16 protein-coding genes are annotated in these 15379 nt (G+C 60.8%); 8 read left to right on the forward strand and 8 right to left on the reverse strand.

The window, feature by feature from the left end; translation table 11 throughout:
* Positions 1-57 precede the first annotated feature (57 nt).
* A complete protein-coding gene (locus M1E05_RS05560; RefSeq protein WP_461164704.1) occupies positions 58-888 on the forward strand; it encodes a methyltransferase domain-containing protein in 831 nt (276 codons plus the stop codon).
* A gap of 95 nt (positions 889-983) precedes the next feature.
* On the opposite strand, the gene M1E05_RS05565 is transcribed toward M1E05_RS05560, so the two are convergent.
* The 4 genes from M1E05_RS05565 to M1E05_RS05580 form a co-directional block, all read right to left on the reverse strand.
* Positions 984-1499, reverse strand: coding sequence for a DM13 domain-containing protein (locus tag M1E05_RS05565; RefSeq protein ID WP_461164705.1), 516 nt, complete (start codon positions 1497-1499; stop codon positions 984-986).
* Between the two features lie 60 nt (positions 1500-1559).
* A complete protein-coding gene (locus M1E05_RS05570) occupies positions 1560-1751 on the reverse strand; it encodes a three-helix bundle dimerization domain-containing protein (protein ID WP_461164706.1) in 192 nt (63 codons plus the stop codon).
* 57 nt (positions 1752-1808) lie between these two features.
* Positions 1809-2888: an LCP family protein gene (locus tag M1E05_RS05575; protein WP_461164707.1), complete on the reverse strand. Its 1080-nt coding sequence runs from the start codon at positions 2886-2888 to the stop codon at positions 1809-1811.
* A gap of 143 nt (positions 2889-3031) precedes the next feature.
* Positions 3032-3673, reverse strand: a complete 642-nt coding sequence (locus M1E05_RS05580) for an arsenate reductase/protein-tyrosine-phosphatase family protein (RefSeq protein WP_461164708.1) — start codon at positions 3671-3673, stop codon at positions 3032-3034.
* 205 nt (positions 3674-3878) lie between these two features.
* Between M1E05_RS05580 and paaA the strand changes: the two genes are divergently transcribed.
* From paaA to galU, 7 genes are all read left to right on the forward strand, one after another.
* Positions 3879-4871 (forward strand): 1,2-phenylacetyl-CoA epoxidase subunit PaaA, encoded by a 993-nt coding sequence (gene paaA, locus M1E05_RS05585; protein WP_458111769.1) that lies wholly within the window; start codon positions 3879-3881, stop codon positions 4869-4871.
* A complete protein-coding gene (gene paaB, locus M1E05_RS05590) occupies positions 4868-5326 on the forward strand; it encodes a 1,2-phenylacetyl-CoA epoxidase subunit PaaB (protein WP_458111768.1) in 459 nt (152 codons plus the stop codon). Before paaA ends, paaB begins: the two co-directional genes overlap by 4 nt.
* Complete coding sequence (gene paaC, locus M1E05_RS05595; protein WP_458111767.1) at positions 5323-6159, forward strand: 1,2-phenylacetyl-CoA epoxidase subunit PaaC; 837 nt, start codon at positions 5323-5325, stop codon at positions 6157-6159. The genes paaB and paaC overlap by 4 nt, the downstream gene beginning before the upstream one ends.
* Before the next feature lie 5 nt (positions 6160-6164).
* Positions 6165-6722 carry a 1,2-phenylacetyl-CoA epoxidase subunit PaaD gene (paaD, locus tag M1E05_RS05600; protein WP_461164709.1) on the forward strand — a complete coding sequence of 186 codons (558 nt, stop codon included), beginning with the start codon at positions 6165-6167 and terminating at the stop codon, positions 6720-6722.
* Positions 6723-6736: 14 nt separating this feature from the next.
* Positions 6737-7975 carry a 1,2-phenylacetyl-CoA epoxidase subunit PaaE gene (paaE, locus tag M1E05_RS05605; protein ID WP_461164710.1) on the forward strand — a complete coding sequence of 413 codons (1239 nt, stop codon included), beginning with the start codon at positions 6737-6739 and terminating at the stop codon, positions 7973-7975.
* Positions 7976-8041: 66 nt separating this feature from the next.
* The gene (locus M1E05_RS05610; RefSeq protein WP_458111764.1) at positions 8042-8830 is read left to right on the forward strand and encodes an enoyl-CoA hydratase/isomerase family protein; all 789 of its coding nucleotides are present in this window, start codon (positions 8042-8044) and stop codon (positions 8828-8830) included.
* A gap of 418 nt (positions 8831-9248) precedes the next feature.
* Positions 9249-10133 carry a UTP--glucose-1-phosphate uridylyltransferase GalU gene (gene galU, locus M1E05_RS05615; protein ID WP_458111763.1) on the forward strand — a complete coding sequence of 295 codons (885 nt, stop codon included), beginning with the start codon at positions 9249-9251 and terminating at the stop codon, positions 10131-10133.
* A 31-nt stretch (positions 10134-10164) separates the two neighbouring features.
* Here the strand turns inward: galU and M1E05_RS05620 are convergent, their stop codons facing one another.
* The 4 genes from M1E05_RS05620 to M1E05_RS05635 all read right to left on the reverse strand — a co-directional run bounded on the left by M1E05_RS05620 (position 10165) and on the right by M1E05_RS05635 (position 15058).
* A complete protein-coding gene (locus M1E05_RS05620) occupies positions 10165-10707 on the reverse strand; it encodes a VanZ family protein (RefSeq protein WP_458111762.1) in 543 nt (180 codons plus the stop codon).
* Positions 10708-10895: 188 nt separating this feature from the next.
* Positions 10896-11477 carry an LPXTG cell wall anchor domain-containing protein gene (locus M1E05_RS05625; protein ID WP_458111761.1) on the reverse strand — a complete coding sequence of 194 codons (582 nt, stop codon included), beginning with the start codon at positions 11475-11477 and terminating at the stop codon, positions 10896-10898.
* Between the two features lie 165 nt (positions 11478-11642).
* Entirely contained in the window at positions 11643-13343 is a 1701-nt protein-coding gene (locus tag M1E05_RS05630) for a DUF4012 domain-containing protein (protein ID WP_458111760.1), read from the reverse strand.
* A 212-nt stretch (positions 13344-13555) separates the two neighbouring features.
* On the reverse strand, positions 13556-15058 hold the full coding sequence (locus M1E05_RS05635) for a tyrosine-protein kinase domain-containing protein (protein WP_461164711.1): 1503 nt from the start codon (positions 15056-15058) through the stop codon (positions 13556-13558).
* Positions 15059-15379 lie beyond the last annotated feature (321 nt).

Consider the following 15379-nt stretch of genomic DNA (forward strand, 5'->3'; position numbering starts at 1 on the left):
TATGCCCCGGAGCTCCTCGGCCCTCGGGTCGGGTTATATCGAAAGAGGCGAACCGCAATGGAGGAAGTGCAGACCGTGGGTGCCGACATGGAAAAGTTGATTGAGGCCGGTCTGAGGAATGCCAGAGAGGCTCTTGACCGCGCCGACCTGGAGGCCAAAGTTAAAGGCGTTTACCGGCAGGTGGCCTTGGCCCCGGAGGGAAAGTATCACTTCGAGCTGGGTCGCTCGCTGGCAGAACGCCTCGGCTACCCTGTCCCACTGCTCGACGCCATACCTGCCGGTGCCATCGAATCCTTCGCCGGCGTGGGCTATTTCTTCGATCTGGCCGGACTTTCCCCCGGGGAAAGGGTCCTGGACCTGGGAAGCGGCTCCGGAACAGATGTCTTCGCTGCGGCGGTGTCAGTTGGCGCGAGCGGGTCCGTTGTGGGCCTGGATATGACGCCAGAACAGCTCCGCAAGGCAAGCGGGTTCCTAAAGGGCGGAGCCTTCCCCAATGTGGACTTCAGGCAAGGCCATATAGAAGAGCTCCCATTCGAAGACGCCAGCTTCGACGTAGTCATCTCCAACGGGGCAATCAACCTGTCTCCGGACAAGGCAGCCGTGTTCCGCGAGGCTGAGCGCGTGCTGCGAAAGGGTGGGCGGCTCGTTTTTGCCGACATCGTCACCAGCAGGCCGCTGACTCCCCAGATTGTTTGTGATGCTGACTTATGGGCTGCCTGCGTGGGCGGTGCTGAGCAGATAGATGTGTATCAGCAGCTAATCGCCGACAGCGGGCTGCGGCTGGGAGAGCGAAAGAGGAATCCATACGAATTTCTGTCCGGCAGGGCCCGCAACGCAACTGACAGGTTTGGCGTAATGAGCCTCTCTTTTGCGGCGACCAAGGACTGAGAGGCCCTCCTGAAGCTCTGGACGTCAACGAGAAGGTGTCCCGTGACGGGTCTGGTGGAGGCTTTACAAACCTGCAGTACTCGGGCTCGTCGCTGCTACCCATCGCCTGGTATGACTTGCTGGCCGGTGAGGTTGGCAGTGCCGTAGGCGGTCCTGTCGGCGTAGTTGTAAATCACCACACTCCTGACTGGTGAGGGCAGGGAGGACCACTGCCTGATGTCCATTTCGACGCGCTGGCTTCCGGTCGCGTCGAGCTGCCCTAGCTCGATCAAATCCTGGGATGTGAGTCCCAGTTCTCCACTGGCATTGGGGCTTAAAGTTCCCGGGCTGAGCATGAGGCGGAGGTCGTCGCCCTGCCCGGTTGAAATGTCTTTCAACTGAAGAACCGCGCTTGTGTCTGTGACGCGGACCGTGACGGAGCCGCTAGTGGCGGCAGCCTGGGACTGGAACTTTCCCTCAAATGTGGTTGGCGTAGTGGATGGGGCGGAACTTGAGGGCGCCGGAGGTTGCGTGGGTGTGCTTCCCGCCTCCGAAGAAGGGTCCGAGTAGGTGCAGCCGGCAAGGCCTGCAACAAGAAAGCCCGCGATCAGCGTAAGTCGAAACAGTTCCATGATTCCCCCAATATTAAGTTCCTTACAAACCATACCGGACGCTCATGGACAGGGACTTGGCTATTCAGCTAAGCGGCGCTTGGCCGCTCTTTCAACCAGTACAGGAATGTAATCCCGTATCGGGCCGGCGTTTAGTAGCCCATGTTCTTCAGCCACCACCATCTCGATGGTCGGGCGTGGCTTATTCGGGAAACGCTCGGCCAGACGGTCGATGACAGCCACCAGAGCGTGTGGCTCGTTGTCTCTTTGCATGCGCCAAGTTTCCGCCCGGCGGTTGAAGGGCGTCAATAAGAAATTCGCTCAAGCCCCCTAGTTCCCAGCACCCAAACCGTTGGCAGCAACATACTCGCCGATCCTGCCCTCAGCAAAGGCTGCACCAACAGCGGCTGTGGCAGCAGGGTCCTGCAGCACAATTGACTGGCCGTCGGGCGAGAAGCCTGTTCCGGCAGTAGGCAGCGTGAAGAAGACCACCTGACTGGTGCTGCGAAGGCTGTAGGCCAGCCAGGCCAGTGAAGTGGCATCCATGGATTGATCAACCGTCATGAGCGGGAACACCTGCGAGACCAGGCTCCGGGCGGCCGCTGGATCTGCCAGCCAATTCTTCTTGTGCGCCTCGGTCAGCACCGCTCGAAGCAAGGTTTGCTGGTTGCGGACGCGCTGATAGTCGCCGTCGGAAAATGCGTAGCGCTCGCGGACAAACTGCAGGGCTTCGTTTCCCATCAGGCGGTTCATGCCTGGTGGAAAGTAATGCCGGGACTCGCTGGTGGAAGTGAATGGCACCGTCACGTTTACCTCGACCCCGCCCACAGCATTCACCATCCACCTGAAGCCCTCGAAGTCGACCAGGACAGTGTGGTGGATCGGGGTGTTCAGCAGCGAGCCAACGGTTTGGGTGACCATCGGAACGCCGCCCGCTTCGAGGCTCGCGTTGATCTTGGATCCGCCGTAGCCCGGGATGTTCACCCAAAGGTCCCGCATCAGGGAGACGCCGTAGACGGCGTGCCTGTCAGCCGGGACGTGGACCAGCATGAGGGCATCGGCGCGATGATCGGGCCGTTGGCCTGTGGCAGACCGGGCAGCTTCGGCCTCGCGTGCATTGCCGCGGATGTCGCTGCCGATCAGCAGGATGTTCATCGCAGCCCTGGGAGGTTCGGTCTCCGGCGGGGGTGGCGGTGGGGGCGCAGGACTCGGCGTGGGTGTGGGAGTTGGGGTCGCCGTCACACTCGGAGTTGATGTTTCCGTAGGGGAAGAACCCTGACTGGATGTGGGTTGCCGGTTGAAAAAGAGGGCCGCGCTGATGATGCCAAGCACCAGTACGAAGGACAGGGCCATGGCAAGGAACAGTTGAGGCCGGCGCAATTCGCCACCGGGATCGGATGGGATGCTCAAGGCAAGAACCCCCTCTGGGATGACCCTTTTCAGTTACGTTTTCCGGGCCGGGCACCCTCCACACCGCGCCTATGACGGGACGGTACCACTTCTGAATTCGCCGCGAAATAGGTACTGACAGGGGTCTTGATACTGCTCGCGGGCTACCTTGTTGCCGGGGCGTTCAGCCGGGCAAAACGAAGGACTGAGAGGATTGCGGGCGCCAATTCGTCTTCCATCCGGTTGTAGTAATCGGCAGTGCGCCGGTACGGGTCCACCACGTCGTTGTCGGCGGGGTCTGCCGCCAGGGCCAGGTGCCGTACTGACGCTGCCCGTCCGGGAAGCTCCCGCCAGAGAGTCTTAAAGTCACCTCGTGAGGACGCGTCCGACGGCGGCACGCCGGTTTCGGTTCCCGGCGCGCCTCGCTCTTCAAGCACCTCGAGCATCCTGGCGAATTCCCGGATGGTGAAAGTCCGCCGCAGCAGCGAGGGGTCCAGTTTGAGGACTTCGCCCCGGTGTCCGGTGGACATGGTCAGCACCAGGTCGGTGTCGCGGAGGATTTTTGGTGTCAGTTGGCGGGCCGCAAACTGTTCCGGGTTGCCTCTGTACCGGGCGATGATTTCGGCCGAAAGCGGCTGGATGGGGTCCCCGACCATTGCCCTGGTCCCGGCGCTCCGCACGTCGAATCCGCCCGGGAGCACCTGATCCAGCCCGGCCTGAAGCAGCCGTTCCGCCACGGGCGAGCGGCAGATGTTGCCGGTGCAGACAGTCAGGATTCGGACGGTGGCTGGTGCGGGTGTTTCCAAAGGTGAGAGCTACTTCCGGAGGCGGGCAGACAGGTGATCGCTGGAGTTCAACTTAACATGCAGGAACGCCCCGGGCACGTGCCGAACCGCCAGTCCGGCGAGCCCGGTATTGATCAGTGTTGCTTGACGCTTCTCGGCGGTTCCGCATATCCTGAACGAACGGTCGGTAATTATTTGCTGACGTTCGGAATGCATAGGAGCAACCATGGCATCGCAGATTCTGCAGTCACAGCAGGACGAGGCCGCCCTCGAGGCTGAAGGCCAGGCCTACTTTGACCGCATCATTTCAGAGGACTCCCGGATCGAACCCCGGGACTGGATGCCGGCGGGCTACCGTAAGACTCTGCTGCGCCAGATTTCCCAGCACGCCCACTCGGAGATCATCGGGATGCAGCCCGAGGCCAACTGGATCTCGCGGGCTCCCAGCCTCAAGCGCAAGGCCATCCTCATGGCCAAGGTCCAGGACGAGGCAGGCCACGGGCTCTACCTGTACTCAGCTGCTGAGACCCTGGGCCAATCGCGCGACCAGATGATGGATGACCTGATTGCCGGCAAGGCCCGTTACTCCTCCATCTTCAACTACCCGGCTTTGACCTGGGCGGACATGGGCGCGATCGGCTGGCTGGTGGACGGCGCTGCCATCTGCAACCAGGTGCCGCTGTGCCGGGCATCCTATGGACCTTACGGACGCGCGATGGTCCGCATCTGCAAGGAGGAGTCCTTCCACCAGCGCCAGGGCTTCGAGATCCTCCTGGAACTGGCGAATGGAACGCCTGAGCAGAAGCAGATGGCGCAGGACGCAGTGAACCGTTGGTACGCGCCGTCGCTCATGATGTTTGGCCCGCCCGACGACGATTCCCCCAACTCCAAGCAGTCCATGGCCTGGAACATCAAGCGTTTCAGCAATGACGAGCTGCGCAGCCGGTTCGTCGGAATGATGGTGGAGCAGGTCAGGGTCCTTGGGCTCACCCTGCCGGACAGCGAGGTTCGTTTCAACGAGGAAACGAGGAAATGGGAACACGGACCCCTGGACTGGGACGAGTTCAAGGAAGTACTCAACGGCCGCGGCCCCTGCAACGCGCAGCGCCTTGAGCGCCGTCGCGAGGCTCACGAAGACGGCGCCTGGGTGCGCGAAGCAGCAGCAGCCTACGCGGAAAAGCAGAGCCGCAAGCAGGCAGAAAAGGAACTCGCAGCATGAAGCCACCACACGGAAATCCGGAGATGCCGGCGAGCGCCGGCGGCGGATCGGACTCGTCGTCGGCCCCAACCGAGGCCCCAACCGAGGCCCCAACAAAAAGCACAGCAACAGCCCCCGGCACTACGGCACCAGAGGCCACGCCTCAGAGCCAGGCCCAGACTATCCAGGGTCACCGCAGTGCCTGGCCGCTATGGGAAGTCTTTGTGCGCTCAAGCCGCGGCCTGTCGCACGTTCACGCGGGGTCCCTGCACGCGCCGGACGCCGCCATGGCCCTGCGCAACGCCCGGGATCTCTACACCCGCCGCAACGAGGGCGTCTCCATCTGGGTGGTCCCGGCGGACGCCATTGCCTCGAGCGATCCCGATGCCAAGGGTGCGTTCTTCGAGTCACCCCAGGGCAAGGACTACCGCCACGCCACGTATTACACCAAGAGCGAGGGCGTGAAGCACCTGTGACGAATGAATCAGCCACCCGCATCACTCCCGGTAATGCGCTGCGCCCCGAGGACATTGCGCTCGAGGTCAGCACCGGGCTGGTCAAGCCCGCCGAAGACGCAGCCGAATATGCCCTCCGGCTTGGTGATGACGCGCTGATCCTCGCCCAGCGCCTGGGCCACTGGATCTCACGGGCTCCTGAGCTGGAAGAGGACGTCGCCCTGGGCAACATCGCCCTCGACCAGCTGGGCCATGCCAGGTCCTTCCTCAGCTACGCCGGGGGAGCGTGGGGCAAGAGCGAGGACGATCTCGCCTACTTCCGGCGCGAGCCCGAGTTCCGCTCCGCCCACCTCTTCGAGCAGCCCAACGGGGACTTCGCCGTCACCATTGCCCGCCAGTTCGTGGTGAGCTACTACCAGTTCGAGCTCTACCGCCGGCTCACCGAATCCAAGGACTCCACTCTTTCCGCCATCGCCGCCAAGGCCGTGAAGGAAGTGGACTACCACCGGGATCACAGCGCCCAATGGGTACTGCGCCTCGCCCTCGGCACCGAGGAATCCCGGCGTCGGATCCAGCACGCCTTCAAGCTCATCTGGCCCTACGTTGATGAGCTCTTCCACGACGATGAGCTGACCACGCGCCTGGCTGAAACCGGCGTCGCCGTCGAACCTTCCAGCCTGCGCGGCGACTTTGACCGCCTGACGGGCGAGGTACTGGCCGAAGCCGAGCTGGAGGTTCCGCAGGTTCCGGCAGCGCCGGGCGGCGGTCGGCGGGGACGGCACTCTGAACACCTGGGCTACATCCTTGCTGAGATGCAGGTTCTGGCCCGCGAACATCCGGGAGCGAAGTGGTGACCGCCGTGACCATAACCCGGGAACCGACGCAGCCTCAGGAAAAGCAACAGGCCCGGCAGCGGGCCTGGAAAATTGCCGCGGCTGTCTGCGATCCCGAGATTCCGGTGCTCACCATCGAGGACCTGGGCATCCTCCGGAACGTAAAGGTACTGGAGGAAGGGGAGCCCGACGGCGGCACTCGCCAGGCGGTCCGGGTCACCATCACGCCCACTTACTCGGGCTGCCCGGCCATGGACGCCATCCGGGACGACCTCAAGGCCGCGTTCGCCAAAGAGGGCTACGCCGACGTCACAGTGGACATGGTGCTATCGCCGGCCTGGACCACTGACTGGATGAGTGAAGCCGGCAAGGCGAAGCTGCAGGAGTATGGCATCGCGCCACCGAGCGGGCGGGCCGCGGCTCGGCGCCATGCTGGCCCTGTCAGGCTGACCCTCGCCGTGAAGTGCCCGCAGTGTTCCTCCCTGAATACCAAGGAACTTACCCGCTTCGGCTCCACATCCTGCAAGGCCCTGTACGTCTGCCAGGACTGCAGGGAACCGTTTGACTACTTCAAAGTTTTGTAAGGAACAGGTGTCCCATGACTGTTGTCCGCCAGACTGCCGCTGAGTCGGCCGCAGCCACCGGCCGCCGTCGTGCGTCCTTCCACACCCTGGCTGTGACGGAAGTCCGCCGGCTCACGGAGGACGCGATCGAGGTGACGTTCGGGGTGCCGCCGGAGCTGGCGGGGCAGTTCGACTACCTCCCCGGCCAGTACGTGGCATTGCGCACCACTTTGCCGGATGAGAAGGGTGAGCCGCACGAGGTCCGCCGGAGCTACTCCATCTGCGCCGAGCCGCGGACCTTCGAGGATGGCAGCAGTGAGATCCGGGTGGCCATCAAGAAGGACCTCGGCGGGCTGTTTTCCACGTGGGCCAATGCCGAGCTCAAGCCGGGGGACACGCTGGACGTCATGAGTCCCATGGGGGCGTTCGTCTCCCGCCACGGCAAGGATGGCAAGGCCGTGGAGCAGAAGCTGATGAACTCCATGAACAACCCGCTGGAGATGGCCGGCGAGCGGGACGGGCAGCCCGGCAACTTTGTGGCCATCGCCGCCGGTTCCGGCATCACCCCCGTGATCGCCATAGCCCGCACCCTGCTGGCCGCGCATCCGGACACCCGCTTTGACCTGATCTACGCCAACAAAGCCGCCATGGACGTGATGTTCCTGGAGGAGCTCGCGGACCTGAAGGATAAATACCCTTCGCGGCTGGCGCTTCACCATGTGTTGTCGCGGGAGCAACGGATCGCGCCCCTGATGACCGGCAGGATCGACGCCGAGAAGCTTCAGGCGCTGCTGGGCACCGCGATTCATGCGGATGACGTGGACGAATGGTTCCTGTGCGGGCCGTTCGAACTGGTGCAGCTGTGCCGGGACACCCTTGCCGAGCGCGGGGTGAAGCCTGAACACATCCGCTTCGAACTGTTCTCCTCGGGCAAGCCGGACCGCCCCGAGGGAAACGCGGGCCGTCCCGTGGTGGCGGACGAGTCCAAGGAAACGTACAAGATCACGTTCAAGCTGGACGGTCTGCAGGGCGAGGTGGCGAGCCCCACCCATGCCCGCGAATCCATCCTCAACGCAGCCCTCCGCGTCCGGGCTGATGTTCCCTTTGCATGCGCCGGGGGAGTCTGCGGCACCTGCCGGGCCAAACTGGTCAGCGGCAGCGTGAACATGGACGAAAACTACGCCTTGGAGCAGGATGAGCTGGACAGGGGCTACGTCCTGACCTGCCAGTCGCACCCCACGACGCCGGAAGTCACCGTGGACTTCGACGTCTAGCTTCGCCGCCTTGCCCGCTCGCCGGGTCCGCCCCTTCAACCGCCCGCTGAACCCCCGAGGAGCCTCATGATTTCCCTGTCCACAGCCGACGGTGTTGCCGAGATAGTGCTGAACGCCCCGCAGAAGCTGAACTCGCTGGATGAGCAGGCGCTCCGGGATCTGGCTGAAGCGTACGACGCCGCCGCTGCCGCCGCCTCCAGAGGCGACGTGCGGGCGCTGCTGCTGCGGGGTGAGGGACGCGCCTTCTGTGCCGGGCGGGACATTTCCGGCGTAACGCCTGAGACGGACGACGCCGCCGCTTACCTGGGCGGGCTGGTGCAGCCGCTGCTGCAGAAGATGAGCGCGTTCCCGGCTCCCACGTTTGCGGCCGCCCAGGGCGCCTGCCTGGGCGTGGGACTGGGCCTGCTGCTGGCAACGGACGTGGTGTACGTGGCGGAGGACGCCAAGTTCGGCTCCCCATTCGCGAAGCTCGGCGCCACCCTTGATTCAGGTGGGCACTGGTACTTCACCGAACGGCTCGGAATGCACCGGACCCTGGACCTCATTTACACAGCCGAGCTGATGAGCGGAGCGGAGGCTGTGGCCCAGGGAATGTTCAGCCGGGCAATGCCCAAGAATGAATTGCTGGAGAACACCCGCCGGATTGTGGCGGGGGTAGCCTCTGGGGCCACGGGAGCCTTCAATGTGAGCAAGGAATTGGTGGCCCATATCCGTGACGAGAGGCTGGGACTTTGGGAAGCCATGGAAGAAGAAAATGCCGAGCAGGCCCGCTTGTGCAAAACGGCTGACTATGCCGAGGGATTCCGGGCTTTCCAGGAAAAGCGGGTTCCGAACTTTAAGGGGACACGGGTCTGAGAAGGCTCGGTTTTGGGGCCTGGAATGGATTAGGAAAATGATTGTGAAAATAGGCGAGACCTTTTGAGGACCCGCCACATTAACCAGATGTAGGACCCACGGGGCGCTCCCATTGGGGGATGAAGGAAGAACGGCCTTCATATAGTGGTTGAGCGCCCCAGGGCCCTGCTGTATTCCGTCCCCCGTCCCGGTGAAGTGGAAAGTGCATTTTGAAGTTTTCGGGCTGATCTTGAGACCTTCAGTCCTCCCGCCACATTAGTTACTTGAAGGGCCTGGGGAGCTCCCGCTGGAAGAAGGAAGAACGGCCTTCGTCCCGCTGGTCGAGCTCCCCAGGGCCCTTCCCAAGTAGTACCTGTCTTGGTACTCGTTTTTCCCATCGCTGATTTCGCTTTTTCAACCCGGATTGTAAGGTTCAAAGATGACTACGGGGAAAGTTCGTAAAGCAGTTATTCCGGCGGCAGGGCTGGGAACTCGTTTCCTGCCAGCAACCAAGGCCATGCCGAAGGAAATGCTGCCGGTGGTTGATATGCCGGCAATCCAGTACGTGGTGGAGGAGGCCGTCAAGGCCGGGCTCACTGACCTGCTCATGATTACCGGGCGAAACAAGCGTTCCCTGGAGGATCACTTCGACAGGACACCCGCCCTGGAGCGTGCACTGGAGGAGAAGGGCGACAGGACACGTCTGGAGGCTGTACAGCACTCCTCTGAGCTGGGACCCATCCACTATGTCCGCCAGGGCGAAGCCAAAGGCCTGGGTCACGCTGTTCTGTGCGCCCGCCAGCATGTGGGGGACGAGCCCTTTGCCGTCTTGCTGGGTGACGACCTGATTGACGAGCATGATGAGCTGCTCACCACCATGATCGAGGTTCAGGCAAAGACGGGCGGTTCCGTCATTGCCTTGATCGAGGTGGATCACCCGCAGATCAGTGCCTATGGTTGTGCGGATATCTCGGTGGTGGAGGGCGAAGACTACGTCCGCGTGAACAGTCTCGTTGAGAAGCCGTCCGCAGACGAGGCTCCCTCGAACCTCGCCGTCATTGGCAGGTATGTGCTCCACCCCGCCGTTTTCGGTGTTCTGGAGAAGACCGGGCCCGGGCGCGGGGGAGAGATCCAGTTGACTGACGCACTGCAGACTCTCGCTGTTAACGGCGACGGCGGTGGCGTGTACGGCGTGGTGTTCAAGGGCCGGCGCTTCGATACCGGGGACAAGCTGAGTTACCTGAAGGCGGTGATCACGCTGGCAGCGGAGCGCGTGGAGTTCGGCGAAGAGCTCCGGGCCTGGATGAAGGCCTTTGTGAACTGACGTCTGTGTTGGTGGAGTCTTTTAGGCAGGTTCAGTGCGCCGCTTGGTAGCGCTGGGCCTGTCTCCTTTTAAGCCACCAGGTCAGGGCGTAGACGAGGAAAATGCCGGTTACGGTACCTGTGGTGTTCGTGACGAGGTCCTGGGGGCTTGGGTCACGGCGGTCCAGGAAAAGGAACTGTCCCAACTCCATGGACGCGGAGACCATCACCCCGATTGCAACGTTCTGGAACCACCGGTTGCGCCGGAAGGCGGCCACGCACAGTGCGCCTACCGGAATAAACAGCAGCACGTTGGCCCCTGCTTCCAACAGTTGGTAGCTGAGCCAGCGCGGTGCACCACTCTGATGCAGCCACTCGAAGAAGTCTTCCAGTGCGTCCCGGGCCGGCTCATCAACCGGGGTGGGCCAATATCCGATGATTGCCAGTGCAGCGAAGTAAGCGACGAGTACCCAGCCCCAGTGGTTCACCCTCCGTGCTGGGTACTTTCCGGCGGTCAGGTTGTCCTCGCTAGGGCTACTGCCGCCGTTCCCACAGCGGCCACGGCCAATAACGCCAGCCAGATGTAGGGAAGCCATGTCCGTGGCGGCACGGTGATGGTCCGGCCCGGTCTTACATTGGTGTTCCGCCAGTGTCGCCCCATAGGAAAATGACTATCACGGGGTGGCACTTGGTGAATACGGGTAGTCAGACGAAAAAAGCGGGTGGGTCTCCGGTTTACCGGAGAACCACCCACCTTGTGATGCTTGATGTGCTTATTGCGGGACTAAGCGGTCTCAGCCTTTGCGCGGCGGCGAGTAACAACAACGGCTCCAGCGCCGAGGCCCAAGGCACCAATTCCAGCTGCTCCCCAAAGGAGAAGGCTGGCGTCAGTGCCCGTGTTCGCCAAAGGTGCGCCACCGGTGCCAGCGAGAGGGGCGGCAGCTGCCACAACTGTCACATAAACCGGGCCAACCGTGATGCCGGATGTATTGCCGGTAGCCGTGAGTGCGTACGTACCTGGCGTGTCGATGCTGAGAGTGATGCTGAACCTGCCCTGCGCATCGGCAACTGTGCTGAAGGTCTGCGTTGCCATCGGCAGTTTGATCTTGCCTGAGACGGTCTGGCTACCACCCGCAATGCTCGCACCGGTTGCTGCCGGGTTTGCCCCGGGTGTAACAGAAATCGTGAGTGGTTCATTGGCGTGCATGCCCTGGCCCGAGAAGACGAATTCTTCGCCTGGGCCGACCGTACCGTCAGAGACTGCCGCCTGGGGCGGAAGCGGCGGGTAGTTTGCGGCTACAGAAGGAGCTGCGCCGACGAGTGCAATTAATCCTGCGAGTGCGATTGCTGAAAATGCTTTTTTCATGAGTGTCCCCCCGGAGACCTGATGCCTATATATTTACCCGAAATTGAGGAGATTCCCTCTCCGCCCTGAGACCAACTGCGGAACTGCCGGATATGTATCCCAAAATTGACCGTACCACTTTGTCTTGATCATCCGCAAAGGTTAATCCTGACGATTTACTTGGGCTTATCTTGAGGTTCTACTGCTAGCAGTGCAAGCTTTGATTTCGTTATCCAGAATTACATCGTTGACATTTTGGACAGTGGGGGTGACAAGGACTTTCGGTTCTGTGTGTTGAACAATTTTTCCGAAAGTAAAGTCCATAGTACTTTCTTGGCCTGGCGCCAAACTGGTTGCCACCATGCCTACCGGACGCCCACCGTGAATATGAGAGCCGAAGGGGACTTTGGTCCCGTTGTCGTGCGCGGTTTCGATCTGTGATTGAGCAGGACCATAAACAACGATGTTTGTTTGCACGGTCCCCGCAGGTACCCCGTAACGCCCGCCACCAGTCACTAATTCGGGTAAGGAAGTAGCTGCGTCGATGGGGGCGGTGTTGGACGTAGTTACCCGAACGGTGACCTCAGAATAACCATCAGTTTTGCACTCTTGTATCAGTTGCACAGTGCGTCTGACGTAGTAGTCCATTTTGGCACCCGTTCCGTCATTAAAGAACACGCCGAAGGAATTCCCACCGGCTGCCGGTCCGGATATCGAACCACCAATCCCCGTTTTCCCTAAAATGTCCTGTTCTCTGTTGTGGCCGCTCCAGACGTGCAACCGGTTCTCCCGTGCACTCGTCGTCAGGGCTTCAATGAGTTGGTCCCCGGCAACCTTTCCGGAAGCCAAAGCAGAGAAGACTTCTTTTGAAGCCGATGCAAAATAGGCGTCCTGTAGCTCATTACTGTCCAATTCCTTGTAGACATCGGAGAGAAGGGTCTTTACAACGTTTGCTTCTGTCAAGGTTGTGGGCAACCCGGTTGCTATCGCCGCATCAGGAATAGGGATAGTGAGCGGGCCAGAGGCCTTCAGAATGTGGGCCAGAACCACCGGGTCCAAGGCGATAACACCGTCCACCGGAGTTCCCTGCCGGGCTTCCCACATGGACTTTGCGGCTTTTGCTGCCGTGGGAAAGTCCGGCGTAAGGTTGACGTCGCTGATGAAGGTTCCCAGCCTCTTTGAATAAATCTGAGTCTGCACTGGATCCGCGTCAACAGGAGGCGTGAACCTGCCCATAGCGGAACCGGTGGACTGCGCCTCAAGCCGGATTTCACCGTCCTCCACGTGCAGCACGGCGAGGGCGCCAGGCAGTCCGCCGGTCGCACGTATCTCAGCGTTGTTCTGGATTAGGACCAGGTAGTTTCTGGGTCCGGTCGCCCCCATCATGGCTGGCAGTATTTTCGATGTGTCAGCGGCAGTATTGAGCGTCTGCCGGAGATCGTCCAGCGATTGCGTTGCTTCTGCAAGCGGACGCGAGACTTCGGGGAACAGCCCTGAATGGTCTATGCCCGACAAGCGTGCATGCGTCAGTTCAACAGTGTTCGCGGCGGCCACGATGGTGGGTGAGGACGATTCCAATGGTGAAACATCGAACTTGCCGTTCACCGGAGTCATTTTCTGCCAGTCCAACGAGCTAACAACTCCCAGCATCGGCTGGGCGGCTCGGTCAACCACATCGTCAGCAGATAGAACCAGTTCGGCCGTGACTGAAAAGTTCGGCCCAACAAACGGAAGGGCCCCGGCTGCTTTCCACAGCGGATCGATCGCCGCTCCGCGTGCCGTATCAATGTGTAGCTGTATCTGGTCGAGTGTTTTTTGTGCCGCTTGGTTGTCCTTGGCCAGCAGTTGGTCCTTGAACTCAGGCATGAGTTGGCTGACCGCTGTCATCTCATTTCTCAGCTCGGTGGCGCGGTAGGCCAGCCAGGCTGCTGCGGCTCCGACCAGAACCGCTAGTGACCCCATTACTGCTGCCGTTCGTACTAGAAGCCGGCGTCGGCCGCTGCGACGCGACCACTTGGGACCTGGCCTTGACGGACGAGTGGCACGAGGTTGTTCGGTAGATTCTGACACGACCAAAGGATCCCCCAAATCCTTAGCGGTCACTGCGGCTGCCTGCCGAGACCGCTTCTTATACGGGTAGGCTCTCGGGTCTCTCCGTGCAGTATTTCTTCGGCAAAGCGTCCTTCGTCCTCATCTGGCGCCGCTTGAGAATCCGGGTCAGAGGGTTTCATGGTTTGGGCACCGCTCGTTGTGTTGCCGTAGCTGTAGTAGCCGTAGGCGTAAGCATCGGGTCCCTTAGTAGGAAGCCGGTTGAGTACCACGCCCAGGACATCAGCTTGCACCATCTCCAACGCAGCAAGAGATTTTTCGAGGTCGGTGGTGCGTACCTTTTGCGTCCCCACGACCACTACCACTCCGCCTACTTGCTGGGCGAGAACCGCGGCATCAGTCACAGGCAGAAGCGGCGGCGCGTCGATGATCACGGCGTCAAAGGTGCCCTCCAACTTGGATATTAGTTGCTTCATTTTTTCGGATCCAAGCAACTCACTCGGGTTTGGAGGTATTTGACCTGACGCAAGAACATACAGTTGCTCACTGCCCCAGGGCTGCAGCAGATCGACGATGTCCGCTCTCCCGATGAGGGCTGTGGTCAACCCAGCATTGCGCTCCAGACCCAGGTATTCGGCGATGATAGGTCTACGCAGGTCGGCATCCACTAAGGCTACAGTCTGTCCCGCCTGGGCCATGGCAATGGCAAGGTTTAGTGCTGTTGTACTTTTGCCTTCGCCCGGAACCGATGAGGTGATGAGTACGGTTTTTGAGTCATGGCCCACGTGGGCGAACTGCAGATTCGTGCGCAGCTGGCGGAAGGATTCTGCCCTTGGACTTTGAGTCGCCGCTTGCGTAAGCAACGGCTTCTTCACGGCATCTGAGTCAAAGCTGACCCCGCCGAGTACGGCCGCCGTCGTGACCCGGCGCAGATCTGCCTCGCCGCGAATTCTAGTGTCCAAAACCGATCGGAGGACGGCAAGCGCGACGCCGGCAGCAATTCCCGCCAGCAATCCTAGAATCAGGTTCAGGCGGACGTTGGGAGACGACGGTGCTGTGGGTGCGGTCGCCGGTGTAACGATCGAGAGCTTCACGGGGGACGGTTCGCCCGCTGCTGGTCTCTCCAGTTCGTCAACAGCCTCTACCAAACTTCGGCTTACAGCCTGAGCAATGGCTGCCGCTTGGACCGGCGACTCATCGGTGACTGAGATGCTTATGAGAACGGTATTCACATCTGAACTGGCCACTATGCTTTGCGACAGCGCTTGCGGGGTGAGGTTCAGTCCTAAACTATCGATCACGGGTTGAAGAACTGTAGGTGTGTTTACAGTTTTCACATATGACTGCACGCGGGCCTGACTAAAGACGTTACCCTGTTGCAATTCTGTGACGGATCCAGAATTCTGGAGCGCTACAAACAGCTTTGTGTCAGATTTGTAGCTTGGTTTGACAACCAAGGAGGTCGCGCCAGCAGCTAGCACCCCGGTCAATACGCAGGCTAAGACGATAATCCAGTTGCGTCGTAAAATCCGCAAATAGTCCTTCAGCTCCAAAATCGAGCCCCTTCCAGGTATCGTCCTCGGGCAAGTGCTCCTTATGGTACCCGGTGGAGGTCGTGACATGCGGGCACAATCTTATTCCGGCCTGTTCTTCCCGCCGTCCACTTGAATGATCAAGTGAACTGATTGGGGATCTACGGGTACTTCTTATGACTTCCCTTTGTAATTGAGCATCATCAGGTAATAATGAAGAAGAATTTGCAAAGCTGGAATCGGTCTCAGCTTTTGCCAGCCTTGCATTTTCGTAGGGGAACCAAGTCACTGTGGTGCCCTGCCTGTCGAAGTGTCCTCATCGGACTCTTCGCAGTCGAATTT

Source organism: Arthrobacter sp. R4-81 (assembly GCF_054792365.1).

Excerpts from the sequence above, each read along its gene's own strand:
- M1E05_RS05620 (WP_458111762.1), bottom strand. The coding sequence starts at position 10,707 with ATGGCTTCCCTACATCTGGCTGGCGTTATTGGCCGTGGCCGCTGTGGG.
- paaE (WP_461164710.1), top strand. The coding sequence starts at position 6,737 with ATGACTGTTGTCCGCCAGACTGCCGCTGAGTCGGCCGCAGCCACCGGC.
- paaA (WP_458111769.1), top strand. The coding sequence starts at position 3,879 with ATGGCATCGCAGATTCTGCAGTCACAGCAGGACGAGGCCGCCCTCGAG.
- galU (WP_458111763.1), top strand. The coding sequence starts at position 9,249 with ATGACTACGGGGAAAGTTCGTAAAGCAGTTATTCCGGCGGCAGGGCTG.
- M1E05_RS05625 (WP_458111761.1), bottom strand. The coding sequence starts at position 11,477 with ATGAAAAAAGCATTTTCAGCAATCGCACTCGCAGGATTAATTGCACTC.
- M1E05_RS05630 (WP_458111760.1), bottom strand. The coding sequence starts at position 13,343 with ATGACAGCGGTCAGCCAACTCATGCCTGAGTTCAAGGACCAACTGCTG.
- M1E05_RS05610 (WP_458111764.1), top strand. The coding sequence starts at position 8,042 with ATGATTTCCCTGTCCACAGCCGACGGTGTTGCCGAGATAGTGCTGAAC.
- M1E05_RS05565 (WP_461164705.1), bottom strand. The coding sequence starts at position 1,499 with ATGGAACTGTTTCGACTTACGCTGATCGCGGGCTTTCTTGTTGCAGGC.
- M1E05_RS05560 (WP_461164704.1), top strand. The coding sequence starts at position 58 with ATGGAGGAAGTGCAGACCGTGGGTGCCGACATGGAAAAGTTGATTGAG.
- M1E05_RS05570 (WP_461164706.1), bottom strand. The coding sequence starts at position 1,751 with ATGCAAAGAGACAACGAGCCACACGCTCTGGTGGCTGTCATCGACCGT.
- paaB (WP_458111768.1), top strand. The coding sequence starts at position 4,868 with ATGAAGCCACCACACGGAAATCCGGAGATGCCGGCGAGCGCCGGCGGC.